Annotated in this window: 20 protein-coding genes and 4 pseudogenes; 14 read left to right on the top strand and 10 right to left on the bottom strand. The window is 69.2% G+C overall.

Going from position 1 to position 26,746, the window contains the following annotated elements; translation table 11 throughout:
* The first annotated feature begins 477 nt into the window (after positions 1 to 477).
* Positions 478 to 828 carry a hypothetical protein gene (locus ABZ818_RS32410; RefSeq protein WP_361422543.1) on the top strand — a complete coding sequence of 117 codons (351 nt, stop codon included), beginning with the start codon at positions 478 to 480 and terminating at the stop codon, positions 826 to 828.
* 4 nt (positions 829 to 832) lie between these two features.
* On the opposite strand, the gene ABZ818_RS32405 is transcribed toward ABZ818_RS32410, so the two are convergent.
* Positions 833 to 2,257 carry a serine/threonine-protein kinase gene (locus ABZ818_RS32405; protein WP_361422540.1) on the bottom strand — a complete coding sequence of 475 codons (1,425 nt, stop codon included), beginning with the start codon at positions 2,255 to 2,257 and terminating at the stop codon, positions 833 to 835.
* A 390-nt stretch (positions 2,258 to 2,647) separates the two neighbouring features.
* On the opposite strand from ABZ818_RS32405, the gene ABZ818_RS32400 reads away from it, so the two are divergent.
* From ABZ818_RS32400 to ABZ818_RS32385, 4 genes are all read left to right on the top strand, one after another.
* Positions 2,648 to 3,019: a hypothetical protein gene (locus ABZ818_RS32400; RefSeq protein ID WP_361422537.1), complete on the top strand. Its 372-nt coding sequence runs from the start codon at positions 2,648 to 2,650 to the stop codon at positions 3,017 to 3,019.
* 237 nt (positions 3,020 to 3,256) lie between these two features.
* Positions 3,257 to 7,822: a carboxypeptidase regulatory-like domain-containing protein gene (locus ABZ818_RS32395; protein WP_361422534.1), complete on the top strand. Its 4,566-nt coding sequence runs from the start codon at positions 3,257 to 3,259 to the stop codon at positions 7,820 to 7,822.
* A gap of 145 nt (positions 7,823 to 7,967) precedes the next feature.
* Positions 7,968 to 8,114: a hypothetical protein gene (locus tag ABZ818_RS32390; RefSeq protein WP_361422531.1), complete on the top strand. Its 147-nt coding sequence runs from the start codon at positions 7,968 to 7,970 to the stop codon at positions 8,112 to 8,114.
* 55 nt (positions 8,115 to 8,169) lie between these two features.
* Positions 8,170 to 8,781, top strand: a complete 612-nt coding sequence (locus ABZ818_RS32385; RefSeq protein ID WP_361422528.1) for a hypothetical protein — start codon at positions 8,170 to 8,172, stop codon at positions 8,779 to 8,781.
* Between the two features lie 125 nt (positions 8,782 to 8,906).
* On the opposite strand, the pseudogene ABZ818_RS32380 reads toward ABZ818_RS32385, so the two are convergent.
* Positions 8,907 to 9,104 (bottom strand): annotated as a pseudogene (locus ABZ818_RS32380) (transposase); the annotation flags it as partial.
* A gap of 104 nt (positions 9,105 to 9,208) precedes the next feature.
* Positions 9,209 to 10,483, bottom strand: a complete 1,275-nt coding sequence (locus ABZ818_RS32375) for a hypothetical protein (protein WP_361422525.1) — start codon at positions 10,481 to 10,483, stop codon at positions 9,209 to 9,211.
* Positions 10,484 to 10,699: 216 nt separating this feature from the next.
* Here ABZ818_RS32375 and ABZ818_RS32370 point away from each other — a divergent pair, with 216 nt between their 5' ends.
* The 4 genes and pseudogenes from ABZ818_RS32370 to ABZ818_RS32355 all read left to right on the top strand — a co-directional run.
* On the top strand, positions 10,700 to 11,155 hold the full coding sequence (locus tag ABZ818_RS32370) for a MarR family transcriptional regulator (RefSeq protein ID WP_361422522.1): 456 nt from the start codon (positions 10,700 to 10,702) through the stop codon (positions 11,153 to 11,155).
* Between the two features lie 51 nt (positions 11,156 to 11,206).
* The gene (locus tag ABZ818_RS32365; RefSeq protein ID WP_361422519.1) at positions 11,207 to 12,217 is read left to right on the top strand and encodes an ATP-binding cassette domain-containing protein; all 1,011 of its coding nucleotides are present in this window, start codon (positions 11,207 to 11,209) and stop codon (positions 12,215 to 12,217) included.
* A complete protein-coding gene (locus tag ABZ818_RS32360; RefSeq protein WP_361422516.1) occupies positions 12,214 to 13,053 on the top strand; it encodes an ABC transporter permease in 840 nt (279 codons plus the stop codon). Before ABZ818_RS32365 ends, ABZ818_RS32360 begins: the two co-directional genes overlap by 4 nt.
* Positions 13,054 to 13,113: 60 nt before the next feature.
* A pseudogene (locus tag ABZ818_RS32355) lies at positions 13,114 to 13,302 on the top strand (phosphate transport system regulatory protein PhoU); the annotation flags it as partial.
* Between the two features lie 446 nt (positions 13,303 to 13,748).
* Here the strand turns inward: ABZ818_RS32355 and ABZ818_RS32350 are convergent.
* The gene (locus tag ABZ818_RS32350; RefSeq protein WP_361422513.1) at positions 13,749 to 14,717 is read right to left on the bottom strand and encodes an ankyrin repeat domain-containing protein; all 969 of its coding nucleotides are present in this window, start codon (positions 14,715 to 14,717) and stop codon (positions 13,749 to 13,751) included.
* 402 nt (positions 14,718 to 15,119) lie between these two features.
* Here ABZ818_RS32350 and ABZ818_RS32345 point away from each other — a divergent pair, with 402 nt between their 5' ends.
* Positions 15,120 to 15,524: a VOC family protein gene (locus tag ABZ818_RS32345; RefSeq protein WP_361422546.1), complete on the top strand. Its 405-nt coding sequence runs from the start codon at positions 15,120 to 15,122 to the stop codon at positions 15,522 to 15,524.
* Position 15,525: 1 nt separating this feature from the next.
* Here ABZ818_RS32345 and ABZ818_RS32340 read toward each other — a convergent pair whose 3' ends face one another.
* Both ABZ818_RS32340 and ABZ818_RS32335 read right to left on the bottom strand, forming a co-directional pair.
* Positions 15,526 to 16,233 carry a helix-turn-helix domain-containing protein gene (locus ABZ818_RS32340; protein WP_361422510.1) on the bottom strand — a complete coding sequence of 236 codons (708 nt, stop codon included), beginning with the start codon at positions 16,231 to 16,233 and terminating at the stop codon, positions 15,526 to 15,528.
* Positions 16,234 to 16,703: 470 nt separating this feature from the next.
* Positions 16,704 to 17,909, bottom strand: coding sequence for a DUF2993 domain-containing protein (locus ABZ818_RS32335; protein WP_361422507.1), 1,206 nt, complete (start codon positions 17,907 to 17,909; stop codon positions 16,704 to 16,706).
* 667 nt (positions 17,910 to 18,576) lie between these two features.
* Between ABZ818_RS32335 and ABZ818_RS32330 the strand changes: the two genes are divergently transcribed.
* Positions 18,577 to 20,772 (top strand): DUF6351 family protein, encoded by a 2,196-nt coding sequence (locus ABZ818_RS32330; protein WP_361422504.1) that lies wholly within the window; start codon positions 18,577 to 18,579, stop codon positions 20,770 to 20,772.
* 60 nt (positions 20,773 to 20,832) lie between these two features.
* Here the strand turns inward: ABZ818_RS32330 and ABZ818_RS32325 are convergent.
* The 3 genes and pseudogenes from ABZ818_RS32325 to ABZ818_RS32315 all read right to left on the bottom strand — a co-directional run.
* A pseudogene (locus ABZ818_RS32325) lies at positions 20,833 to 21,091 on the bottom strand (zinc ribbon domain-containing protein); the annotation flags it as partial.
* 45 nt (positions 21,092 to 21,136) lie between these two features.
* A pseudogene (locus ABZ818_RS32320) lies at positions 21,137 to 21,307 on the bottom strand (FAD-dependent oxidoreductase); the annotation flags it as partial.
* A gap of 136 nt (positions 21,308 to 21,443) precedes the next feature.
* Entirely contained in the window at positions 21,444 to 23,060 is a 1,617-nt protein-coding gene (locus ABZ818_RS32315; protein ID WP_361422501.1) for an amidohydrolase, read from the bottom strand.
* A 562-nt stretch (positions 23,061 to 23,622) separates the two neighbouring features.
* Between ABZ818_RS32315 and ABZ818_RS32310 the strand changes: the two genes are divergently transcribed.
* Entirely contained in the window at positions 23,623 to 24,021 is a 399-nt protein-coding gene (locus tag ABZ818_RS32310) for a DUF6223 family protein (protein WP_361422498.1), read from the top strand.
* Between the two features lie 249 nt (positions 24,022 to 24,270).
* On the opposite strand, the gene ABZ818_RS32305 is transcribed toward ABZ818_RS32310, so the two are convergent.
* Positions 24,271 to 24,993, bottom strand: a complete 723-nt coding sequence (locus tag ABZ818_RS32305) for a VOC family protein (RefSeq protein ID WP_361422495.1) — start codon at positions 24,991 to 24,993, stop codon at positions 24,271 to 24,273.
* Between the two features lie 424 nt (positions 24,994 to 25,417).
* On the opposite strand from ABZ818_RS32305, the gene ABZ818_RS32300 reads away from it, so the two are divergent.
* Positions 25,418 to 26,182 (top strand): hypothetical protein, encoded by a 765-nt coding sequence (locus ABZ818_RS32300; protein ID WP_361422492.1) that lies wholly within the window; start codon positions 25,418 to 25,420, stop codon positions 26,180 to 26,182.
* Positions 26,179 to 26,583: a penicillin-binding transpeptidase domain-containing protein gene (locus ABZ818_RS32295; protein WP_361422489.1), complete on the top strand. Its 405-nt coding sequence runs from the start codon at positions 26,179 to 26,181 to the stop codon at positions 26,581 to 26,583. Before ABZ818_RS32300 ends, ABZ818_RS32295 begins: the two co-directional genes overlap by 4 nt.
* Positions 26,584 to 26,746 lie beyond the last annotated feature (163 nt).

The following is a 26,746-nucleotide window of genomic DNA, read 5'->3' as shown; positions in this document are numbered from 1 at the left end:
ATGCACCCCCGTCTGCAGGCCCGCGGCCCCTGGCTCGACCACTGCGGAGAACTCCCCCTGATCCACGGCACGTTGATCCGGCTGAAGGTCGACCAAAACCCTCACCGAACACGTCCGCCTGAAACAGCAGCGGGGATAAAAATCAAGCTTAGAAGCTGTTGTCTTTCCGATCTTGAGAGATGTGCGTCGAACGGCAGTCCCGTTCGGGTGGTCGCGGGGCGCTTGACGCATGCGAGCGGGGCCTCCTGAACAGCTCATTGGTGTCGAATCACCGAGCTGTTCAGGAGCCCCTGACGCCGCAGTGTTCCCGTGTCGATGGCCCGCCCGTCCAGTTCAGTCGCCCTGGAGTGTGACTGCCTGGCCGCGCTCGCTCTGGTCATTTGCGGCGGTGTGCTCGCGGCACGATCAGGCCGTTGGCATCATCACCGCGTTGGAAGGAGCGAGCGGCTTCGGAAAGACGACGCTCATAGAGGTCGTGTGTGCCAACCGACGGGCCGCCAAGCAGCGCAGACCCTGGCGGGACGCCCCGCCGCCGAACACCAACTGACCACCACCGTCTACCGCAACGGCGCCCGGGACCCGGTCAGGGCGTGGGCCAAGACCGCGACGTTGACGAAGTCGGCGGTGACCTACAACGCCGGCGCCCTCGACCTTGCCCACGAAGCCGGGGCGCACATGGTGGAGGTCTTCGATGGCGGAGATTGCGGCTGGACCGGACACCGAGACCCCGACAAGGCCGCCCGCACCCTGCGGACGACCGAGGACGCCGCCCGCTGGCCGATCTCCACCCCCGGTGCGGCAGAGCGTTCGGGCCGCGCCCAGACCTGATCGCCTAGTCGGTTTCCCCGACCAGGGACGCGAGGTGATCGAGGAGCCGGTCGAACTCAGGGGTACTGGTGAACTCCTGGTCCTCCTCGGCCTCGGCGAGTTCGTGCCGGATGTCGCGGACCCGTTTGCGTACGTCCTTGGTCTTGTCCTTCCCTTTCCGTCCGCCCTCAGCCAGCTTGTCCTGGGCTTGGGAGACCTTGTGTTCCAGATCGTCGGCGAGGTGCGGGTCGAGCCGACCCTCGCCGGCGGCAGTGCTCAGTTCCTGAGACACCTGGGCGAGCAGCACCCCGGGGTCGTTCGACAACGCTGCGGGTGTGTCGACGGCAGCGGACGGGCTCGGCGAAGGCGAAGCAGAAGGCGACGAGGAAGCAGAGGCGGTGGTTGACGACGTCGCTCCCTGGGTCGCGGAAGGGGAGTCGGCAGCGGAGTCCGGCTGGAAGAGGAGGTATCCCACGGTCGCGAGGGCAGCCGCTGCGAGTCCCGAGATCGCTGCCGTGCGCGAGCGGGAGTCACGCCTGCTGGATCGTCGTGTGGCAGGAGCCGGCAGCACGGCCGTGCGTCCCACCGCGGCGGCCGGTCGTGAGGACGGCGGTGGTGTGGGCTGCGCCATCGCGGCCGCGCTCGACCTTCCCGCAGCGGACAGCCAGTCCGCGACCTGTTCGGCGCCGGGGCGCGCTTCCGGTTCCTTGGCGAGCAGCGCCAGGACGAGTTGTTCGAGCTCCACCGGAAGCTCTGCCCCCATACTGCGCGGCGGTGCGGGCAGCTCCTGGACGTGCTGGTAGAGCAGTGCGGTCGGGGTGTCCGCGCGGAAGGGCGGGTGCCCCACAAGGAGCTCGTACAGGACGCAGCCGAGCGCGTACATGTCGGAGGCCGGGCCGGCGTCGGTTCCGAGGGCTCGTTCCGGAGCGAGGTAGGAGACGGTTCCCACGATCATGCCCGCGCTGGTGAGCCCTGCCGCCGTGTCGTCGGCGAGGCGGGCGATACCGAAGTCCACCACCTTGACCGTGCCGTCGGGGGCAATCAGAAGGTTGGCGGGCTTGATGTCGCGGTGGATGACGTTCTGCCGGTGTGCGGCGGCCAGGCCTGAGGCGGTCTGGCCCCCGATGGCGGCCACCTCGCGGGGCGTGAGCGCACCCGCCGAAGCCAACTGGTCGGCCAGGCTGCGCCCCTGGACCATTTCCATGACCAGGTACAGACGGTCGTCGGCCTGGCCGAAGTCGTAAATGGCGACGATGTTGGGGTGGCTCAGGCGAGCGGTCGTCTGCGCCTCCTGCCGGAAGCGGGCCGCGGCCGACGGGTCGATGCCGCCGGCCAGGAGCAGCTTGACCGCGACCGGACGGCCAAGGACCTCGTCTCGCGCGCGCCAGACCTCCCCCATCCCCCCTCGGCCGAGAAGCTCCTCGATCTGGTACCGAGCCGCCAACAGCACGCCGAACGCCCTCCAAGTGGACTGCCAGGACCGAACCCTGCCAGGCCGGTGGGCACCAGGGTTCCTCTCGCTCGCGACGAGATACCGCCCCGTCAAGGGCAGCGACCGCGCGGTAGCCGGACCGCCAGCGGACACCGACGGGGTCCCATTTCCAAGATCGCAGCAGGCTATCAGAACCCCCGCCCACCAGTTCGACGAAGCGAGCACAGAGAGTGACGTCTGGCTCACGTGCCAAGAGTGCGGACGCCTGCATCCGGGCGCCCGTGCGGTGCCCTTCATCGCGGCTTCCCGAGGTCAGGCTCTGCGACGGCGAGGCGCGCTGGGGGCGCTATCGTTCCTCATCAACATCGAACATGACGCGCCGCCGACGCCTCCCAATCTCGTGTACAGGTGCTGTCGGTTCTCGTGAACAAAGCCAGGTCTGCGCATGGTGACGCAACTGGGCAGAATCAAGGCCTTGTTCGGCCGACGGCTCGACGAACTGGACTACCGAACCATCGCCGAGCTCATGCGAGCAGGCCGTCCAAAGACGTTCTGCGCTACCCCAGGCGCGGCGGCGGCAGAACCGAGTGGCTGGCCGGAACCGACGTCGCCACCGCCTACAGGGCACGGTTCACCGCAGCCGCCGAGCGGGAGCAGCACCTCGCCGATATCGAAGAGGACCTGGTCGACGCCCTGGCGGCTCGCACCACACCGCATCTGATCGTCACCGTGGTCCCTGAGCAGGCCGGCGACATGGTGATCGATTCCGCGCCGGGCTGATACGGGCCAGGCTCGCCCTCACCGCGTGGCGGCTGTCAACGACTGAGGCAGATGAGTCCGAGCTCTGGCTCCACGCATGTCCGGAAATCACTCTACTCAGCAGGCGTCACGTTCTCTTTACTGTTGCGGACACGTCATCCGGGACCGGCCCGGACGACACATACGAACCCCAGTAGCACAAACCCCCCACGTGGTCTGAGACATCCCTGGTTTGCCTCGGCAAGGAGGAAATGTCCCATGCGACGTACACGACGAAGAACGCTACGAGCGGGACTGGTGGCAGTCCTGGCCATGTTGGCCCTGCTCGTCGGTGGCCTACCAGCCACGGCGAAGCCCGACGACACCGCGCCCACCGCACCCGCAGCCAAGCCGGCCGCGAAGGCGGACGTACGCGACGCGCTGCAACACGACCTCTCCCCCAAGCTGCGTGACATCTCCGCGAAGCCTGGCGGTACCAAGCGCAGCAGCGCCAAGCCCTCCGCGCAGCCGGCCCGTTCGCTGGAGCGCGCCGCCGTCAACCCGTCCGCGAAGGAGGGCAGCAGCAAGGTCCAGGGTGGCTTCACCGCCAGCCAGGTACCCGAGTTCAAGGCCAACTTCGAGGGCGTCGGCAACGTCGACGGGGTGCTTCCGCCGGACACCAACGGCGATGTCGGCCCCAACCACTACGTCCAGATGGTCAACCTGCACTACGCCGTGTTCGACAAGAACGGCAACAAACTGCTCGGGCCACTACCGGGCAATGCGGTCTTCGCCGGCTTCGGCGGACCGTGCGAGACCAGGAACGACGGCGACCCGGTGGTCCTCTACGACGAGACCGCCGATCGTTGGATGATCACCCAGTTCGCCCTGCCGGGCGGATCCGCCGGCAACCACCAGTGCATGGCGATCTCGCAGACTCCGGACCCGACCGGGGCCTTCTACCGGTACGACTTCCTCTACCACCAGACCCGCATGAACGACTACCCGAAGTACGGGATCTGGCCGGACGCCTACTACATGACCACCAACGAGTTCGCGCCGTCCTTTGTCGGCGCCGGAGCGGTGGCCTTCGAACGGGAGAAGATGCTCGCCGGCCAGCCGGCCCGGATGGTGTACTACCACCTCGGTCCGGACTTCGGCGGCCTGCTGCCCGCAGACGCAGAGGGTCAGGCGCCGCCGGCCGGGGCACCCAACCCGTTCGTCATGTTCGACGACGACGCCTGGGGCACCTCGCCCACCGACCGGCTGCTGATGTGGGACTTCCACGTCGACTGGACCAACCCGGCGAACTCCACCTTCGGCAACAACCTGGCCCCGAACCGGTTCCTGGAGACCGCACCGTTCGACTCGAACATGTGCAACGGCGCCCGGTCCTGCATTCCGCAGAAGGACACCTCGGCGCGGCTGGACGCGATCTCCGACCGGATGATGTACCGGGCGGCCTACCGCAACTTCGGCGACCACGCCTCCATGGTGCTCAACCACACCGTGGATGTCGGCGGCGACCACGCCGGCCTACGGTGGTACGAACTGCGCAGCAACTCGCCCACCAATTGGGCCATCCATCAGCAGGGCACCTATGCGCCGGACGGCGAGCACCGGTGGATGGGCAGCGCGGCCATGGACGTCAGCGGCAACATGGCCATCGGCTACTCGTCATCGGGCAGCACGTCCTTCCCATCGATCCGGGTGGCCGGGCGACTCTCCGGTGACCCGCTGGGCGAACTGGGGCAGAGCGAGCGGACCCTGATCGCCGGGACCGGCTCACAGACCCACTCGGCGGCCCGCTGGGGCGACTACAGCTCGATGTCGGTGGACCCGACGGACGGTTGCACGTTCTGGTTCACCTCCGAGTACCTGTCCCAGACCAGCTCCGCCAACTGGCAGACCCGCATCGGTGCGATGAAGTTCCCCAACTGCGTGAACGGCCCGCGGGGTGAGGTGACCGGCAAGGTCACCAAGTCCGGCGGCGGCGCGATCGCCGGTGCGACGGTGCGCGTCGGCGGTAGCGGCACCATTACCGACGACCAGGGCGCGTACAAGCTGACCCTGCCCGCTGGTCAGCACGAGGTGACCGCTTCGGCATTCGGCTACGCGTCGAAGACCGAGACGGTGACCGTGCCGGACGGTGGAGCGGTGACGGCGAACTTCACGCTCGACCCGGTTCCGCTGCGCAAGGTAAGCGGCGTGGTGAAGGACGGCTCCGGGCATGGCTGGCCGCTCTACGCGCGCATCGACGTGGCCGGCAAGCCAGGCGGCCCGGTCTTCACCGACCCGGCGACCGGCGCGTACAGCATCGATCTGCCGCAGGGGGCCGAGTACGGCCTGACGGTCAAGCCGATGTACCCGTCTTACCAACAAGGCACGGCACAGGTCACCGTCAGTGGCAGCGACCTGGTGCGGAACTTCGACCTGGCGGTCGAGACCTCCTGCGACGCCACCGGGTACAAGACCGGCTACGGCGATCCGGTCGTCGCCGAGCAGTTCGAGTCCGGGGACACTCCGGCCGGCTGGAGCGTGGAGAACACCACCCCCAACGGCGGCTGGAGCTTCGCCGACCCGAGGAACCGGGGCAACCTCACCGGCGGCAGCGGCAAGTACGCCATCGCGGACAGTGACAACGCTGGTTCCGGCAAGCCGGTGGACACCGCGCTGATCACCCCGGCGATGGACCTGTCCGCCGTACCGGCACCGGTGCTGCGGTTCAACAGCGACTACCGGGCACTCGGCGGGTTCGCCGACGTCGACGTGAGCGTTGACGACGGCACGACCTGGAAGAACGTGTCGCACTGGACCAGCACCAGCCGGCGTGGTCCGGTGCTGGAGGAGATCCCGGTGCCGCAGGCGGCCGGGAAGTCCGACGTGCGGATCCGGTTCCACTACCAGGCCACCTACGCATGGTGGTGGGAGCTGGACAACGTGTCGATCGTCAACCGGTCCTGCGACCCGATCCCGGGTGGTCTGGTGGTCGGCCGGGTGCTGGACGGCAACACCAGCGCCGGGGTCAACGATGCGACAGTGACCAGTGAGGACAAGCCGGCGGAGAAGGCGGTGACCGGACCGACTCCGGACGACGCCAAACTCGGCGACGGCTTCTACTGGATGTTCTCGACCCTGACCGGAAACCACCCGTTCACCGCAGCGAAAGCACAGTACAAATCGGTCACATCCACGATAGATGTGGCGGCTGACCGGGCCACGCGGGCGGACTTCGCGCTCAAGGCGGGCCGGCTGACCATCACCACGCCATCGGTGGAGGGCAGCCTGACGCTGGGCCAGACCAAGACGGCGACGACGACAATCCGCAACGACGGCACCGCACCGGCCACGTTCGAGCTGTCCGAGCGGGCCGGCAACTCCGACATCCTCGGTACGCATGGCGCGCGCCTGCAGAACCTCCGGGTCAAGGGGGGCGGCGTATCGCCCGCCTGGCGGGGTGACAGCCAGCCCGGTGACGTCCTGGAGCCGACCCCGTACGCGCCGCCGTGGATCAACACGGCCAACTACCCCATCAAGGTCATGGACAACGCCGTGGCCGCCTACGACGGAAAGGTGTACTCGGTCGGCGGAACCGACGGCGCCGCCAACCTCGCCAACAGCTACGTGTACGACCCACCGGCGAACACCTGGACGAAGATCGCCGACATGCCGGCGGCCCTGGAGAAGCCGGCAGCGACGTTCGTCGACGGCAAGCTCTACGTCTTCGGTGGCTGGAACTCGGCGGGCAACACGTCGGCAAAGGTCTATGCCTACGACCCCGGTACCAACGCGTGGGAGACCCGGGCCAGCACCAACCCCGCTCCGCGGGCCGCGCCCGGCATCGGGGTGGTCGACGGCCAGATCTACCTGGTCGGCGGCTGCGTGGACGGAAACTGCAACAAGTCCAACGTGACCGTCCGGTACAACCCGGGGGCCGACACGTTCACCACGGTCGCCGCGTACCCGGTCGCGGTCGCGTGGCAGGGCTGCGGCGGGATCGACGGCACGCTCTACTGCGCCGGCGGCAACGGGTCGACGACGCTGAAGAGCACGTACGCCTACAACCCGGGCGCGAACGCCTGGACCCAGATGGCCGACCTGCCCGTCGACTTCTGGGGGGTGGCCGCGGACAGCGCGAACGGCCTGCTGTTGGTCTCCACCGGTGTCATCAACAACTCCACCACGGTCACCAACCAGGGCTGGGCGTACGACCCGGCGGCCAACACCTGGTCGGCGCTGCCCAACGCCAACTTCGCCCGCTACCGGGCGGGTGCGGCGTGCGGGTTCGTCAAGGTCGGTGGCTCGACCGGCGGCTTCACCCCGACGCCGGACAGCGAACTGCTGCCCGGTTTCGACCAGTGCGCCACTGTCACCGACGTCCCGTGGCTGTCCGTGTCCCCGACCTCGGCGACGCTGCAGCCCGGGCAGAGCATCACGGTGAACGTGACGTTTGAGGCCTCCACGGCGGCGGGCGTGCAGCAGCCCGGCAAGTACACCGCCCAGCTGGGCATCAAGGCGGACACCCCGCCCGTGGCACCGATCGACGTGACGATGACCGTGCAACCGCCCAAGGACTGGGGCAAGTACACCGGCACCGTGCTCGGCGAGGACGGCAAGGGGGGCACCGCTCCGCTGGCCGGAGCGACCATCCAGATCAACTCCGCCGGGACAAGCCACACCCTGCGGACGGCCAAGGACGGCACCTACGCCCTGTGGTTCGACACCCGTCTCAACCCGGTCACCGTGATCGTGTCGAAGGACGACTACAAGCCGGTGACCACCACGGTGAAGCTCAAGAAGGGAGAGACGACGATCGGCAACTTCACGCTGAAGAAGAGCTCGTGACCCCGTCAGCGTGAAGACCACACGGGCCGGTCCCTCGGGACCGGCCCGTGTGCCACGGCCGGATGCTCCCCGGCGACCACCCCCCTTCCCCTCCGGCGCCCACTTGATCACTGCCGAGCTGGCGTGGGTGCGACCCACCGGCAGAATGATCCTCTACCACCTGTCCGACCTGCGACCACGGGTCGGCAGCGCCACCGATCCACCCGTCATCGCCATCACCCGCGGCATCCAACTCCACCCGCTCGACCTCCTCGGCCTGGAACCCACACACCCCCGCCGGCCAGAGACCTGAGCTGATTTCACCCTCCGTCAACGTTGAAAGACGGGGTGACTGAGACGATGCCCCGGTGAACTACTTCTCGAATTCCAGCATCGGTCCTGGTCATGATCGGCAGCGTCTCCCGGAGCCCAGGCCGGCCGAGCCCGGTCAGTGGCCGAAGTTGGAGGCCGCACTCGCTGTGGTCAATCGCGACGTGATGGCGACCCTGCCGGATCAGGAAGCACTGATTCTGATGGTTGACCCGCCCTGGCAGCCTTTGCCCCCGAGCGGAATCGACAGGGGTCAGGTCTACGTGGCGATGCCCGACGGCCGTTGGCACGGCAATTCGGTGAATGCGCGCGACCTGGAGGAGGGTGACCCGCCAGAGCCGGACGATGCGACGACGGTCCTGACTGTGGTCGCAGATGCGGCGCAGTCGACCATCATGGAGTTGCTCTGGCGGGTCTGGCCGATCTGCTCGGAACACAAGATCGGAATGCACCCTCGTCCCGCAGGGACCACTGACAACTGGGACCAGGGCGAAACGGACGCGGCCGGCCCACCGGTGTGGTGGTGCCGGGGCAGCCGGGACCGCGATTGCCACGCCGTCTCCCTGGTGGGCGAGTTGGCCTCCACCCTGCCAGGAAAGCAGCGTCGCGCACTGCGGCGCAGGGAGCGTAAACGAGATGGCCTCCGATAGCCGCGGGGCCAGACACTGCGCATTGCCGCCGGAATCCATGGCCAAGGGCGAGCGCGGCGGCCACACCTACGGCGCGCGGGTTGAGGTGCTGCGGGAGTCAGAATGCTCAGGCAGCGGCGGTGCTGGGCGACGCTTCGCTCAGCGGCCTCGGTCAGGTTGTGCCAGAGATGCCACCGCTCCGCGACCTGGACCGCCTGCGGCGCTCCGGCTGTGGCGCCTTCAGCGAAGAATGGCGCTCGGTCCCGGCAGACGACCTCGACGCCTTGCCGCTGGGCGAGCCAGGCAGCCAGGCTGGATGCCGCCCTGAGAGGCTCAGTCGTCACTCAGAGTGACCGCTGCACGGAAGCTGTGCCACAACCCGTTCTCGCGTGAACAGCCAGACATATCGCGCCGACGGCGACTGCGATCCCGGTGCCGATCAAGTCTGTCAGCGCAGAGCCGCGAGGAGGGTGTTGAGTTCAGCTTCCTGTTGTGCCGGCGACATCGGCGGGTTCGGGTGGTCGATGCCGAAGGTCTTCAGGACGCGGTCCATCTGGGCGTCGACGGACGTCCAGCCGGTGTTGTCCAGCGGCTGCAGCGAGGCCTGGTCGGCATCCCAGAGATCACGCAGGGACTGGGCAGCGGCGTGGGCCCCGGTCGCGTTCCCCGACCGTGTGTCCTTGAGCGAAGTCGATGCGAGTGCCCTCAGTGCGTCGACCTTCGCGGGCGGGAAGTTCTTCACGGCCTGGCCAGGGGCGAGTTGAACGGTGGAGGTGGTGTCGGTCTCCGGCGCCGGGCCGACGTGCGGTTGGCTGTGAGCCCAGACCAGCAGGCCTCCGGTGGCGACGGCGAGAAGGCCGAAGCCGGCCAGCGCGATGCGCTCCCGGCGCGGGCTGGCGGTGACCTGCGGGGCGTGCGTGGCCTCGTAGGTCTCGGTCACGTCGGAGCGCGTCACCGTCAGGTAGATGACAGTCGCCAGGATCAGGCCGAGGAAGATCAGACTGGTGGTGAAGGTGCCCAGCGCAAGACCGGTGGGGTCGCCCGGGTTCTGAGCGACCTTCGGGGAGGCGAGCCAGTCGCCGATGTTGGCGCCCAGCGGGCGGGTCAAGATGTAGGTGAGCCAGAAGGACAGCACCGGGTTCGCGCCGAACTTCCACAACAGCGTGATCGCCACGATGAGGCCGAGCGGCAACAGGACTGAGACTCCCGGGCTCCAGCCGGTGAGTTCGAGGGTCCAGTCGCCGGTCGCGGTGCCGAGCGCGAAGGTGACGAGGACGGTGAGCCAGTAGAACGACTCACGCGGCAGCGTCGTGACCGAGTGGATCGAGAGGGTGCGCTCGCGCAGCCACCACACGCCGAAGACCACAGCGAGCAGGACCGAGAACACGGCGGAGCTGATCCACAGCGGCACGTTGAGCTGGTCGGTCAAGATGTCGGTGTACAGCGTGCCCGTGACGCTGACAACGACCACGGTGAGCCAGTACGGGAATGGGACGTACCGCTTCAGCCGCAGCTGGACGCCCAGAACCACCACGAAGACCGCGGTGAAGATCCAGGCCGTGTTCACCAGGCCGACGCCCAGCTGCGTATTGATCCAGTCGGCGAAACTCTCACCGACGGTCGTGCACAGGATCTTGATCACCCAGAACCAGATGGTGACCTCGGGAACCTTGTTCAGCAGGAGCCGCCGGCTGCGCGTGCGTACCTCGCTTGTCGTTGTCATGCAACGAGGTTGGCTCGACCAACCTGTACACAACCTGACTGCGTAGTCGCCTGTGGCGTGGGGAATGTCACCTCGACGTGACCGTGACCATCCGCGATCGCACGGGCTTCCACTCCAGCGGACGCGGCGAGACGCCCGGCTCCGTCCGGGTCATCAACTAAACAAATCCTTGACTACTCAAGCTCCTGATATGCTTGAGCAGTCAAGGAGGTGGCAATGAGTGATGCGTTGGACGCGTCGCTGCGTCTCGTGAGGGCCCAGACGGCCCTGGTGAAGCGGTTCGACGCGAGTCTGGGAGGGCTGCACGGGGTGAGCCTGGCCGACTTCACGATGCTGCTGCGTCTGGGGCAGGCGCCCGGCGGCCGGATGCGCCGGGTGGACCTGGCCGAGGCGCTGGGTCTGACTGCCTCCGGGGTGACCCGGGGGCTGGCGCCGCTGGAGCGGATCGGGCTGGTGACGCGCGAGACGGACGCCCGTGACGGCCGGGTGGCCTACGCCACGCTGACCGACACCGGCCGCGCACGTCTGACCGACATGCTCGCCACGGCGGAGCAGATCGCCGCCGAGATCTTCGCCGCGCCCCCGTGGAGCAAGGAGGACATCGGCCGGCTGTCCGCGCTGCTGACCCACCTGGGCGGCACCGGCCTGCCCGGCCACACCCTCGCCCCATAACCCCCGGCACGCCTCCCGACGGATGTCTCATCCGCACCTTGGAGCAACCACATGAATCCAACCCCCGCCCCCGCACCGCCCCTCGCCCCGGCCGCCCCCACGGCCCACGCCCCGACAGCCATCCGTACGGAGGGCCTGCGTAAGGTCTATCCGCGCGCGCAGGGCGGCCTTGTCGCCGTGGACGGCCTGGACCTCACGGTCCACCAGGGAGAGTTCTTCGGCCTGCTCGGCACCAACGGCGCCGGCAAGTCCACCACCATCGGCATGCTCACCACCCTGGTCGCGCCCAGCGCCGGAAAGGCGTGGGTCGCCGGGTACGAGGTGAGTGCCGACCCGGTCGGCGTGAAGTCCCGCATCGGTGTGGTCTCCCAGGCCAACACCCTGGACCGCGCGCTCACCGTCGCGGACAACCTCGCCTTCCGCGGCCGCTACTTCGGCATGCCCGCCCCAGCTGCCCGCCGCCGCGCGCTCGAACTGCTGGAGCAGTTCGGCCTCGCCGACAAGGCCGGCGCCAAAACCCACCAGCTCTCCGGCGGCCAGGCCCGCCGCGTCATGATCGGCCGGGCCCTGATGCACCTGCCGGAGGTGCTCTTCCTCGACGAACCCACCGCGGGCGTCGACCCGCAGGCGCGCGAGGACCTCTGGCGGATCATCGCAAGCCTCCACGAGACCGGCCAGACCGTGGTGCTGACCACCCACTACCTCGACGAGGCCGAGGCCCTGTGCCAGCGCCTGGCCGTCATCGACCACGGGCACCTACTCGCCTGCGACACCCCCGGGGCGATCAAGGCGTCCAGCGGAGCGCAGACGGTCATCACCGTCCACTACGACGGCGATGCGACCCCGGCCACCGACACTCTCCACAGCATCCCCGGCGGCGCCCACGACGTGGCCGTCGACGGCCCGACCGTACGGGTTCGCACCACGCATCCCGACGGCGTCCTGGGCCAGCTGCTGCGAATCGGCAGCGCGGCCGGCCTCACCGTCCGCGACGCCACCACCACACCCCCCAGCCTGCAGACCGCCTTCCTCACCCTGACCGGACGTGACTACACGCCATGACCACCGCGAACCCCCTCGCCGCCACCCCCGGCCCTCTGTCGTCCCGCCGGGCCGCCTGGCACGCCTACCGCGCGCTGACCACGCGCGACCTCCACGTCCTGGGCCGCAGCCTGCCCGCAGTGCTCATCCAGGTCGGCCTCCAGCCGCTGCTGTTCACCTTCGCCTTCGCCTACGTCATGCCCAGCATCGGCAGCGGGCTGGGCGGCGCGACCTCGTTCTCCACGATCCTGCTGCCCGGCCTGATCGCCAGCACCCTCACCCTGCAGAGCATCATGTCCGTCACCGGGCCCCTGGCCGCCGAACTCGGCCCCGGCCGCGAGATCACCGACCGCGCCCTGGCGCCCCTGCCCGTCTGGGCCCTGGGCCTGCAGAAGATCACCTCATCCGCGATCTTCGGCCTCGTCTCGACCCTCGTCGTCGTCCCGATCGTCTGGCTCGTCCACGCCCCCGGCAACGCGCCCCGAGCCCACATCGACAACTGGCCCCTGCTGCTGACCACACTGGTACTCAGCGCGCTGCTCGCCTCCGCCCTCGGGCTGCTGCTCGGAACCGCGGTCGACGCCTCCGCCTTCGGGCCGCTTCTCGGCCTGCTCCTGGCTGCCGCCACCATGCTGGGCTGCGTCTACTACCCGTGGACCGCTCTGCACCCGATCCGCTGGGTCCAGGTCCTGACCCTGGCCAACCCGCTCGTCTACATGAGCGAGGGCCTCCGCGACAACCTCACGCCCTCCACCGGCCACATGCCCACCTGGGCCTACCTCACCGCCCTCACCCTCGGCACCGCCGCTCTGAGCTACCTCGCCCTGCGCCGCTTCACGCGGCGAGTGCAGACCTGACTCCGCTGCTGCCGCAGTGAATACCGGAATTACCGCGGCAGCGCCGGAAGGGCCCTGGGGGACGACGACCGGATCCACGAACTGCGCCGCTCGATATTCCAGCACCTGATGGACGACCGCTGGCATCACGGAGCAGAGACTGCGGTAGACGTCACCCTGCTCGGCCGCTCCGACGAACGGCTCGCCGACCACGCCGTCTCCGTCACCCGCCACGTGGTCTTCCCGATCACCGGCGAACACGCCGACGATTGGGAATACCGCGCACCTCAAACCGGAAGGCCAGCGTCTCCCTCCCGCCTGACGTCGCCGCTACCAGCAACGCGGCGGCCCCGGCCGACACGCAACCAGGCGAGGTGCCCCGGTCCCCCGCTGCGTCCGCGCCACCCATCCCGCCCCCTCCTCTTCACACCAGCGAGGGCCAGGGCGTGGCCCGGGTGTACTGGAGGCACCCGGACCTCGCACTCGCTCTCGCTGAAGGCCGGCGGCGCGACAACGGCCAGTAAGCGCCCTGACAGCAGCAACCGCCGGGGGCCAGGCACGACCAGACCCATGCTGTACGTCGACGATCAGGCCTCGTCCGGTGTCCTGTGACAGCAAAGGTTGAGCGTGTGCCATCGATTCCTCACGCCGTTTGTCAAGCAACGTGCGTCACAGCGATGTTGGACCAAGCGGGTGATGGAGGGCGGGAGCCGACCTCACCAGTGTGACTGCCTCCAGTAGTCGCGTTGGGGCAGCTGGACCCACAGATCGTGGGGCCCAATGACCGCGCGCGCATCAGTCAGGCGTAGCCCTACGAAGGAGCAGGAGAAAGCCACCGGGTTGTACAGGTAGAGGTAGGAGGCCAGGACCTCTTCGGAGGTGGCGCCCCCGTACAGCCCACCGCCCGGGTTCAGATCCCAGTCCTCAATGGACCCGTCGCGGGCGACGCTACCCTGGTTGCCGCTCTTGGGGTTGGCGTACAGGCCGTAGCAGACGGTCCCGGCGGACAGCCGGGTCAGCACGCCCGGCATTGTCGGCGCGTACCCCCATGGCTGGCTCACGACGCAGCCGCCCGGCACGGATGTCACACCGACGACATGCAGGCTCTCGTCCATCTCGCACGCATACGGATCCTCCAGCACCTCATCGACAACCTCGTCCTGCACCGGCGTCGCCTTCAGGCGGCGTACCGCTTCGGCCGCGTCGATCCCAGCCACGCAGGCTAGACCCGTGCCCTCGTAGTGGAGGCTGCCCAGCGCCCCGATGAGTCGCATGGCCTCCTCAGCCGCCGCGCGCTCCGCATCGGTCAGGTGCTCACCGGCCGGCACGGCGAACAGGCCCGGTGTCGGCCCAGCCAGGCTCAGCCGCCCCGGCGACCAGCCACCGATGGACTGCCGCCACGGATTGGCCCCGGCGGCAGCGAGAGCCCGTGCGTTGTCCGGTTTCCTGGACACGACTGCCTCCCACAACGCCGTCACTCCGTTCTCCAGCGCGTCCACGTCTTCAACCCGCCGTGCCAGCTCCGCGACAACCTCCGGAGAGCCGAACACCGCCGCACGGTGCAGGGGCCGCCCCCCGCTCCATGCCTCTGGGTCGGCACCCTGGTCGAGGCGCCGACGGATGTCGTCATAGTCCTTCCAGTCCCAGCCGATACCGGCCCAGCCGTCATCCTGTGCTGTCACCATGCCGCCTCCAACAACGATCCGAATGGCTCCAGACGAGCCCCCATGCCCACAGGCTCGCACTCAGGTCTGACAACAACCCCGCCACACCGAAAGACTTCAGATCAAACGACACGAGATCAGGATCCGCCTACGCGCGCGATCACACGGCCCCCAGCAGCCCCGACGCTGCTCAAGCTTCGATGGCACGAACTTAGTGATCACCAAGGGATCCGGTCACTGCCCGCGGGCATCGCCCCGAGCCGACTTGGTCTTCGTCCCACGGGCGGGCGCCACTCAGCGGCCCGGAACGCGGGGTCGGCACGGCATCGCGCGCCGACCAAGTCACCGTCTGTCGAGGGGTGTCCGTTTCCTTCAAGACCCGATGCCCGTCCCCTGCCTACGCTGCCGGCCATGAACACCGAGCTGTCACCCCAATTCGATGTCATCGGCATCGTCGTCTCCGATCTGGCCGCGTCGCTCGCCTTTTACCGGCGCCTTGGGATCGCGTTCCCCAAAGGCTCCGAGGACCAGCCGCACGTCGAGGGCGCACTGCCGGGCGGGCTACGCCTTGCTCTCGACACCGAGGACACCGTCCGCTCGTTCCACCCGTCGTGGCGTCCGCCGACGAGCGGCGGCCGGGTGGGGCTGGCGTTCCGGTGCGCAAGCCCCGCACACGTTGACGCCATGTACGAGGACCTGGTCGGCGCCGGGTACCACGGCGAGCTGAAGCCGTGGGACGCCGTCTGGGGCCAGCGGTACGCCGTGGTGAACGACCCGGACGGCAACGGCATCGACTTGTTCGTGCCGCTCGCGGACGACAGCGCTTGAGCTACCGTCCCACCAGCTCCGTCAGCGGCGCTCCCGCCAGCTCCCGCACCTCGCGCGACAGATGAGCCTGGTCCGCGAAGCCCGCCAGTGCCGCCGTCTCCGCGAAGGGGACGCCGGCGCGGGCCAGGGCAAGGGCGCGCTGCAGACGGAGGATCCGGGCCAGGGTCTTGGGGCCGTAGCCGAAAGCGGTCAGGGAACGCCGGTGGAGGTGACGCGCGCCCAGGCCCACCGATTCGGCGGTCGCCGTGACGGAGCGGCCGGCCGTCAGCGACGCCACGACCGCCCGCAGGAGCGGGTCGAAGGGATCCGCGTCGGCCGCGAGACGCAGCGCCAGATCTTCGAGGGCAGCGGCCGGGTCCGGTGCCTCGTCGACGCGTTCCGTAAGGCGGCGCGTCTCGGCACCGGGCCATAGGTCTACAAGGTCCACACGTCGGTCCCGCAGCTCGTATGCGGGCACACCGAGCAGGGCGGGGGCGGTGCCGGGGAAGAAGCGGACGCCCGCCCACGGACCCTGCTCACCGGGGCCAGGGCGGTACGCGCGGGTGTCGGGCCCGGCAACAAGGAGCCTGCCCTCGGTCCACAGCAGATCCATGCAGCCATCGGGCAGGACAGCCGCCCCCTCGTCGACTCCCGGACGCCTGACGGCTCCCCGCGTCCACACGACCGCCCCCGGCAGCCGGGACGCACGCTCTCCATACTCGGCGGACACGTCACGAAGGCTACGCCAGACGGGTGCGATACCCAGGGAGCCGAACTCGGACATCAGCCCGCAGGCGGTGGTATCGCTTCACACCGCAAGAGCCAGACCACATCATTCGAGACGCGGACCGGCAATCACGCGCGACGGACCACATCTACCGGAAAACCAGGCGCCGACGACAACCGTTGGTACTGCTTCTATCAGTAATCGAACTGCGGATACTCGAAACGTTGCGCGGGTCGCCGGTTACTGAGACAGGCTCCTAGCCTCTTGCTTCGCACTATCTGCACCTTGGGCGCCCGCCGTAGCGAGCTACAGCCGATGGAGAGGAGACATAGACGGCGACGGTCGCCGCTAGAACAAGCCTCCACGCTTGGGATGGGCAGGGCGCGGATCACGAACGACAGGCTGTTCCTCAGGCAAACGCAGACCGAGCGACGACCTGAGAGCCCCGTGAGCCCCGTGCAGCGGGCGGGTCATCATCGGCTGAGCCGCACGTCCTTTCCGGTCAGCTGGGCCCGGATTCCGTCCTTCGCCACCGAGATGTCGCGCAGCCGGATATCGCCCGGGAGGTCGTCCGGCAGCTGCGCCGAGAACTCCATCTGTTGCGCGACCTTCGGCTCCTGGAGCTTCTGCAGTCCCTGGATCAGCGACGGATCGATGCCGGTGGGCTTCAGCACCGACGGATGGTGCACAAGCGCGTCCAGCACCAGGCCCTTCATCTTCTGCTGCGGGCGGACGTCCTTCCCGGCCGCCTGTCGCAGTTCGTCCTCGTCCATCCGGTCGGCGGCCGCCGCGGTCAGCTGCAGGCCGCCGCCCTTGCCCGGCACGTACGTGAGCAGGCCGGGCACCACCACGCGCAGGTCCCGCACGCTCATGGCGAGGCCGCGGTCACCGACCCGCCGCAGCTGCGCCCGCCCGCGGACCTGGGCCTGCCGGCCGCCCACCGGCAGTTCGCCGCGGGCCAGCACCGTGTTCTTCCCCGGACCGGGGCTCAAGTGGACCTGCGACGCGCCGACTTCGCGGTTCAGGTCCTTGAAGTCCAGCAGGATGTCGCCGCGCACCCGGCCCAGCACCACACCCTTGACCGAGGACGGCAGGCTGCCGACGATCCGGATGTCGTCGACGTTCACCCGCACCTGCGCGACGGAGACCGGCCCGGCGTCGACGTGCGGCACGCTGACCTCGACGTGGTCGACGCCGCCCGCGAGTACCTGCCCGAGGAACGGGAAGCTGTCGATGTGCACCTCCGGCGCGGCATGCAGCCTCAGCGCCTTCTGCACCTGCTGTGCCGCCAGATCCTGGGCGTAGAGCACGGCCCACCGGTCGCCGAGCGCGAGGAACGCGAGCACGACGACGAGCACGGCGAGCGTCTTGACGGCCCGCCGGACGATGCGGCGGGGCTTGCGCCCGGCGCGCGGGCGGTCCTTCCTGCCGTCCTTGCCGTACTCGCCGTACTCGGGGGCGGGGGCGGCGGTGTCCGTGCCGCCGGTGTCGTCGGTGGCGGTGGCGGCCTTGGCTTCGGTTTTGGCGCCAGCCTCGGCCGCGGGGCCGGCCTCGGCGTCGTCGCGGGTGTCCGCGCCTGCATCCGTATCCGAGTCGGCGCCGGGACCGGCCTCGTCGTCGTGTGCCGATGGCTGGTCCGGTGTGTCGCCGTCGTCGGCACCGGCCTCAACGTCGGTCACGGGGGCCGTGCCGTCCTGGGCAGCACGGCTCACCGGTACTCGTGCTGCGGAGACTGCGGAAGGTCTGGAGGTCATCGCCCCCATGCGACCACAGCGCGAGCGTTCCGCTCAAGTCGCGCGCTGGCCCGGGTCGTCGCCTGGATCGCCCGTGGACGGCACCGGGAAGCCGAGCGGCGCCGCGGCGAGCAGCCCTCTACGCCGCCGATGCCGCCCTGGACAATCGAGCTGGGCATCGGCCAAGGCCGACCGCCGACCATAGTGCACGTCGGCCGATGCCACATGGCCGGCACCCGGCAACGGCCGTCTCCCGCGAGCAAGCACTCCGGGTCTCCGCCCCGGCGGGGGCGGCCCACGGCCGCTGCGCGACCCGGCTACCGCCCGCGAGGAGGAAAGCGTTTCGCGACCCTTGAAGAAGGGCCCGGCCGGCGCCGTCAGGATTCCCGCCGGGCCCCACTCGGACACCCCATTCCACTTCCGGCAAAGCGGACCGCGCTCCGACGCCGGATCTCGGTTGGTTTCTGTCGCTCGTATCCCCGGGGATGTCACTCCCGTTACGGGAGCGTGACCAAGGCCCCTTGTCGCACCCGCTGGGCCTGCCACAGGGTGACGTATGCGCTTATGGACAACGCGTACGTCCCGGGAACTGACCCCCGATGGGAGGCCCACTGTGTCCCTGTTCAGACGACTGGTCAGCCGCCGCAGACGGCGGATCGGTCTCACCACCGCGCTGGTCGTCGCCGCGGCGACGCTCCTCGCGGCGGGGCCCGCGGCCGACGGCGGCCAGGACCGTCTCGCCGTCACCTCCGTCTCCACTCACCCCGGATTCGTCACCGGCGGGGACGTACTCGTCCACGTGCACGTGCCCGGTGGTACCCGGCCCGGCGAGGTCCGTGTCTCCCGCAACGGCACCGATGTCACCGGACAGTTCACCCCCGACGCCGACGGTCACGGGCTCACCGGCCTGGTCACCGGGCTCGCGGACGGCCGCAACCGCATCGCCGCCACGGTCGGCGACGCGCCGGGCGCGCGGGCCGTGCGCGACGTCCTCGAGGTGCGCAACCATCCGATCACCGGACCGGTCATCAGCGGTCCGCACGAGCGCCCGTACCTGTGCGCCACGGAGTCGTTCAAGCTCGTCGACGGGTCCACCCTGGGCCCTGCCCTCGACAAGGACTGCTCCGCGAAGACACGGGTCGACTACGCGTACCGTTCGACCGACGGCTCCATCAAACCGCTCCCGGACCGCGACGTCCGGCCCGCGGACCTCGCGCACACCACGACGACGACCGGCGCCACGGTTCCGTTCCTCATCCGCATCGAGACCGGCACCGTCAACCGGGCCATCTACCAGATCGCCATGCTGCACGACCCCGCGCGGCCCGAGCCCGACCCGGTCACGCCCAGCGAGGGCTGGAACAGCCGCCTGATCTACACCTTCGGCGGCGGCTGCCGCGCCGGCTGGTACACCCAGGGCGACGCCACCGGTGGCGTACTGGACCCGGAGATGCTGCGCCGCGGCTATGCCGTCGCGTCGTCCTCACTCAACGTCTTCGGCCAGAACTGCAACGACCTGCTGGCCGCCGAGTCCACGATGATGGTCAAGGAGCGCTTCATCGAGCGGTACGGGACGCCGCGGTTCACCATCGGCTGGGGCTGCTCCGGAGGCTCGTACCAGAGCCACCAGATCGCCGACAACTACCCGGGCCTGCTGAACGGCATCGTCGTCGGCTGCAGTTTCCCCGACGTCGCCTCCGCGACCAACTTCACACTGCTCGACTCGCGGCTGCTCGACCACTACTTCACCGACACCGCACCCGGCAGCTTCAGCGCCGAGCAACAGCGGGCCGTCTCCGGCTTCGGCGTGCGGGAATCCATCCCGAACCTCAGCGACGGGGCCAAGCGGCTCGACCCCGACGCCGAGTTCCCCGCCGGCATGCCGACCGACCAGCGCTACGACGCGGAGCACAACCCCGGCGGCGCGCGGGCCACGGTCTACGACCACACGGTCAACGTCTACGGGCGGGAGCCCCGCACCGGCTTCGCGCTGCGCCCCCTGGACAACGTCGGCGTGCAGTACGGCCTCGACGCCCTCAACAAAGGCACGATCACCAAGGAGCAGTTCCTCGACCTCAACGCCGACATCGGCGGCATCGACCGCGACGCCCGGCACACCGCAGAGCGGACCCGGGCCGACATCACGGCCACCATGGCGGCGTACAGGACCGGGCGCATCCTGTCGGGCGGCGGCGGTCTTGCGAGCACGCCGATCATCGACTATCGCGCCTACACCGACCACGCGTCCGGCGGCGACATCCACATGGTGGTGCACGGCTTCTCCACCAGGGCGCGGCTCATCGCAGCGAACGGGAACGCCGACAACCACGTGATGCTCGAAGAGGACGACCGCTACGGCTACTTCAGCCTCGAGAGCCCGGTGCTGCGGCAGGCGCTCACCGCGATGGACGCCTGGCTGACGTCGGTCACCGCCGACCACTCCGACCGGCCGCTCGCACGGAAGGTGGCTGTCGGCAAGCCCGCCGACCTGAACGACGCCTGCTGGACCCGCGACACGCAGCCGCGGAAGATCACCGAGCGGCTGACGTACGACAACCGGGGACGGTGCGGCAAGCTGTACCCCGCGTACCCGACGCCGCGGCTGGTCGCTGGAGCGCCGCTGACCGACGACGTCGTCGCCTGCCACCGCAAGCCGGTGAACGCCGCCGACTACGCGGTCGACTTCAGCACCGCGGAACTGCGCCGGCTGCGAGAGATCTTCCCGACCGGCGTCTGCGACTGGTCCAAGGCCGGATACGGGCAGCGCCCGCTGAACGGCACCTGGCAGGCCCTGAGCGGCACGCCCTGAGGACAACGCCGGTCGCTCACTTTTGAAGCGCTCTCCCCCGTGAACGGGGGAGATTCCGCCCTATCTTGCGGTGGGAGGCTTGGCGCGACGAGCGCGGCTGGCGACCGCTCTTCCAGCAGCCGGGATCGCCACGAGGTGGATCCGGTACAGGTGCAAGATGTTCCGGACTGCGTTGTGGTCGGCGTTGCCCGACCACAACGCAGCCCGGGTTCTTGCACACGAACACGGCCTGGGACTCCCGGCTGCCCGCAGGGGTGGAACTGCAGGCCGAGCAGCGCTGGGAGGTGCCGGGGGCGGGCACCTTGACCAGGATGCCGCCCTCGCAGGCGAGTCCCGCCTCCTGGGCCAGGGCGTCGTTGGGGACGACGTCGATGGCCACGAGCACGGTGTCACAGGCGAGCACCCGGCCGTCGCCCAGTTCCACGCCGCTGACCCGTCCTGCGGTCCCGTGCGGTCGCGTCACCTGTGCGCCGGTGTGCAGCACGACGCCGTTCTCCCGGTGCAGGCGTGCCACGGCTTCCGAGACGAGGGCCAAGGCGGCGCGGGAGAGCAGCCGCTCGCTCCCCTCGACCAAGGATGCCGGTACGCGGCGGAAGGCCGATGAGGTGGTGCGGGGCCCGTGACTCCTCGTCGGCGCCCCGCACCACGGCTCAGCTCTCGGGCACGGCCTCCTACTTCTGGGGCGCGAGGTCCGGGCCCAGGGAGGAGAACTTCTCCTGGGAGACGATCCGCTGGGGCGGCCAGGTGATGTTCTTCGGGGGCCACTTCTGGCCGGTCTTCTTCAGGAACCACTCCGGGGGCTCGTACATCGGCGGCTCGTACCCGTCGGGCAGTGCCGTCTTCCACTGCACCCCGCGCGTACGCTCCTTGAACTCGTCCTTGATCTCCTTGAGCCGGTCGGGCTGGGTGACGAGGTCGACGGCGGTGGCCGCCAGATAACGCGCGGCCGCGAGCACGGCGGCCTGGCCGGGGGCAGCAGCGGCGCAGGCCGCGGTGGACCAGGTGTGCATCTTGGTGCCGATGGGGGCGAGCGCGGCGCCCATCGAGACGGTCGGCACGTTCCAGCTGATGTCGGCGACGTCCGTGGAACCGCCGCCCAGGAAGGCCGGGTTGGGCGGAGCGAGGTCGCCTATCGTGTCGTGCATGCCCTTCTGCGGCAGCCCCAGGGATGCCTGGAGGTCCTTGGCGAGCTTATGCGCTTCGTCGGTGAACTGGGGCGGTCCGATCTGCCGCATGTTCTCGTGCAGCAGCTCCGCGAACGACTTGGAGGGCAGCTGGTTCCAGCAGGCCGAGGTGATGCGGTGGCGCACGCTGGTCTGGCTGGCCTTGGCGGCGGCCTCGGAGACCGCGATGACCTTGTCCAGGAGCACCTGCACGCGCGCGGGGCTGCCCTCGCGTACGTAGTAGGAGATCTCGGCTATCTCAGGGGTGACGTTGGGGATGTCGCCGCCGTTGTTGATCACCCAGTGGAGCCGTCCCGAGGGGGCCAGGTTCTCCTCGCGCAGGAACTCCGACATGGTCGCCATCATCACGGCCGCGTCCAGCGCGCTCTTGTTGCCCAGCGGGGTGCCGCCGTGGCCTGCGACGCCGAGGAAGGTGAAGGTGACTGCGGTCATCGCGGTGGTGGAGCCCCACCCGGTGGCGTTGGCGGTCGACGGGTGCCAGTCGAGGAAGGCGTCCAGGCCGTCGTACACGCCCTTGCTGACGGCGTAGGTCTTGCCGATCAGCGCCTCCTCGGCTGTTGAGCCGAAGAACTTCACGGTCACTGGGAGCTTGTGCTTCTTCGCCGCCTGCGCGACGGCGGCCGCCGCGGCGGCTGCGGCCGTGCCGAGCGCGCTGTGCCCGCAGCCGTGACCGGGGCCATAGCTGGGCGCGAAGGGGTCATGGATGTACTCGCGCGGGTCGTGGTGGCCGACGCCCTTGTTCTGTGAGAGGCCGGGCAGCGCGTCGTACTCACCGCTGAAGCCGAGCACTGGTCCGCCGCCGCCGGAGGTGAAGGTCGCGGTGAACGCGGTCGGGAAACCCGCGGTGCCGAACTCGACGCGGAATCCGGCCTTCTCCAGGAACGCCGCCTCGGCGAGCGAGGAATTCCACTCGCGCAGCGAGAGTTCGGAGTTCTCCCAGATCTCGGAGTTGAGCCCGGTGACCTGGTCGGCGTTGGCGGTGATCCAGGCGAGCGCGGAGGCCTTGGCGGGGCTGTCCTGGGCGAGTCCCGTGGGGGCGTGGTAGCCGGCGGCCGGGCTGTCGTCCGCGGCGGCTGCCATTGCGGGGTCGGCTTCCGCGGTCATCGCGGCGGCTGTCACGCCGGCAGCGCCGAGGAGTTGCATGATGCGTCGTCTGCTGAGCGTGGGGCCGCTCGAGTTCAGAGGTTCGTGCTCGTGCTCATGCTGATCGTGCAGGTCACACACAAGGACCTCCGGAGGTGAGGTTAGGTGTAAGCGGCAAACGTTCAGCAACATTGGCCCCAGAACTTTGCTTCGTCAACATCCCAGGACCACAAAGTTGTTACTCAGAGGACACGAACGACCGCGTGGAGCTGTGGGACGGGGGTGCACGGCAGCCGGGAAGGGTGAACAGCGAGCGGGCCTGCCACGCCTGGCGGGGAAGCTTCCCAGGCGCGTGGGCAGGGGTGAAAGAGGGCTGGGGACCGCACCCGGGCGAGCTCAGCCGACTCCAGCGCGCGGATGATCGGCCGGGTACCGCACACGCGGTACCTTCGCGACTCCCGCAGCGTCCGCGGTAGCCGGATGCGGCATCGGCGGCAGCGCGAATTGTCTGCGCCCGCCGGACGACCAGATGCGGGTCCGGCAGACATGATCGGGCGACGTCCAGTCGTAGGAGGAGCACCCTATGTCAGTCCGATTTGCGCTTGCCGCGGCGGCGGCGCATGGCTCGGCCCAGTTGGCCGCGGCTTACAGCGTGACCACCGGGCGACTCGTGGGCGGCACGGCCGCTCTGGTGGCGCTGGCCGGCGTGGTCATCGGTGGCCTGGCTCTGACCCGCCCCGCCGGTCGTGCCGGCGCCGGCAACAGGCGAAGCAGGGCCCTTGTGGCCATGGTGGCGGGGCTGTTCGGCATGGTCGTCGGCGCGCTGAATCTTGCCGTCGCCGATGGTGGTCCCGGCACCGGCAACGGAGTAGTCGGTGGCGCGATGGCCCTGTTGCTGGGGCTGATCGCCGCGGTCCTCGGCCGGCTGGCTCTGGCCCGCTCCCGCCGCACCGCCCAACCGGTTGACCGGTTGACCGGCTGACCGGCTGACCGGCTGACCGGCTGACCGGCTGACCGCAACGAACGCAAGCACGCGTCCAGGTCTGCCTGTCAGGCACCGGCTACCCGGCTGCCGTACCGGTGGGGTACTCATCCCAAGTCCCGCCGTCCAGCAGGGGGCCGCGGGCCTTCGAGGTGAGTCCGCTGAACTGCTTGAAGCCCTGGACCCGTCCGCCCGGTGACGGTGTCTCACAGGCGTGCCTATGAAACACCGTCACCGACAACAGCCCCGCTACCGGGGCCTCTGTACGGAGAACTCGTTGCCGTCGGGGTCGAGCATCAGCGCCCGGCTGCCGTCGCCCTCGCCGGTGTCGGTGCGCGTCGCGCCGAGCGAGATCAGGCGGTCGACCTCCGCCTCCCAGTCGGCGTCGGTGGGGAGCGCCAACTCGAAGTAAAGCCTGTTCGTACCCGTCTTCGGCGCCACCGGAGGACCACCCCACGTGATCTTCGTACCGCCGTTCGGCGATTGGATGGCGGTCTCCTGGTCCTGGTCCCAGACCAGCGGCCACCGCAGCGCCTCGCTCCAGAAGTAACCGACCTCCTGCGTACCGTCGCAGGCCAGCGCTCCGATGAAGCCGGTGTCGGCGAGGAACTTGTTGCCCGCCTCGATGACGCAGAACTCGTTGCCGTCTGGATCGGCGAGCACTACATGTCCCTCTTCCGGGAGTTGGCCCACGTCGATGTGTTTCCCGCCGAACTCCAGGGCCCTGGCCACCGTCTGCTGCTGATCCTCCGGGGAGGTGCTGGTCAGGTCGAAGTGCGCTCGGTTCTGACCGATCTTCGGCTCCTGGCTCGGCAGGAAGCGGATGCGGAACCCGGCGGTATCAGGGGGCAGGATCGCGATGTCGTCGTCCGGACCGTCAGCCAACTCCCAGCCCAGGAGCCCGGACCAGAACCGCGCCAGGCCCGACGGCCGGGTCGCATTGAAGCAGATCGCGAACAGTTGACTGGTCATACCCTGTGCATCTCCGATCCACTGACGGCCGATACGGTTCCTCGCCCTCCACGCGAGCGCAGCCTAGGGTGGCCGTGCGGCACCCGCATCCGAGTTTCCGTCGCGGGGGAGCCCGGTCCTCCACAAGATGACGATCGTCCGGATCTCGCCCAGCATGTCCTTCTCCGGCCCGGTCACCGTCAGCTCGTAGGTCGCCTTCACCGAGACCCAGGAGCGGGCGTAGGGGACCGGGTTCGGTGCTCGGTCCGGTGGTGAGCGCGAGCGGGGCTGGTGATCTGCGCGACACGCGGGACCGGGTCGGCGCGCCCTGGCTCGCGGCCGCCGCCCGCCTGGGGCAGCGACCGCGAGACGAGAGGAGCCGACGGCACTCAGCCGCAGCAGCCTCCTTCCTGGGCCGCTGCTTGTTTCCATGTGCATCTCACCGATGCGGTCGACCTGGTCCTACGACTCCGCGCTCACCGTCTTCCGAGGCGAGACCACCCACAAGCCGCTGGTGGACTGGCAGCCGTCCGTGCTCCATCCACAGCTGACGCAGGGCCAGTCGCTGGAGACCGGCCACGCGAAGTCGCCGGACGTCGTGGTGGTCGACCGCAACGGGAAGCAACTCGACGCCGGCAACTACCCGTCCCTGAAGGCCGTCCTGCCGCAACTGCGCGAGCGCTACGCCAGCAAAGTGAGCGGCGGCAAGCCGAGCATCGAGACCTGGATCAACGATCCTGACGGCGGCCTCGGCGAGAGCCTGCACGTCATCGCCCGTGGCACGCCTGCCGACCTTGCCACGACTCTGGACTCGCGCCTTCAGGCCGCGGCCGAGCAGGCGGTCACCCAGCGCGCCCAGTCGTCGGTCGCAGCGGTGGACACCACCACCGGCGGCATCACATCGACGGCACTGCTCGAGGCCGGGGTGCGGCCCTCCCAGCCGGCACCATGCCCGGCGACCACGAACTTCGATAACCGCAAGATGTTCCGCAACGTCGAGAACTCCTCAGACCTCTCGGCAACCTTCCAGTGGGACTTCGCGATCTCCTGCAACACCGGCTTCATCAAACTGGCAGGCACCCTCGCCGAGTCATCGGTCCCCGCCGCGGCGAAGACGTACTACGGCTTCGGCCGGACCTGGAACGTGGGCGTGCCGGCGTACGACGGCAGCGTGCCGGGCGGCAGCGGCGACGAGATGACGAGGAGATGATCGGGCAGGGCCAGATCCAGATGAGCCCGCTCAACATGGCCGCTGTCGCGGCGACCGTGCAAAATGGCACGTTCCATCAGCCGAGGATCGTCGCGGCGAAGCTGATCGACAGCCCGCTCGCCGCGGCCGGCGCCGGCCTCCCGTCCGGCATCCGCGCCGACCTGAAGTCGATGATGAGCCTCACCGCCCGCTCGGGCACCGCCTCGGGCGCCATGGGTGGCGTCTCCGGCTCCGACGTCGGCGCGAAGACCGGCTCCGCCGAGATCGACGGCCAGGCAAAGCCCAACGGCTGGTTCACCGCCTACCGCGGCGACGTGGCAGCCGCCGGCCTGGTCCTGCAGGGTGGCCACGGCGGCGACTCGGCGGGGCCCATCGTGACCGCGGTGCTCAAGGCGTCGTGAGGCGTCGCGGAGCCCGCGCGACGAGGACCAGGCGGTGAAGACCGTGCAGGACGTCGTTCGCCCACACGAGCACCGTCTTATCGGCGAGCATCGTGTACAGCTCGTCTCCACGTGAAATGTGACAGCGTGTACGAGGTCACAGCAATTGGGCCCCACAGGTACG

This window comes from Streptomyces sp. NPDC047453, assembly GCF_040643155.1.
Taxonomy (GTDB): Bacteria; Actinomycetota; Actinomycetes; order Streptomycetales; family Streptomycetaceae; genus Streptomyces.
Note: the sequence above shows the minus strand (reverse complement) of the source record. Positions and strands in the feature narration are given on the sequence as shown.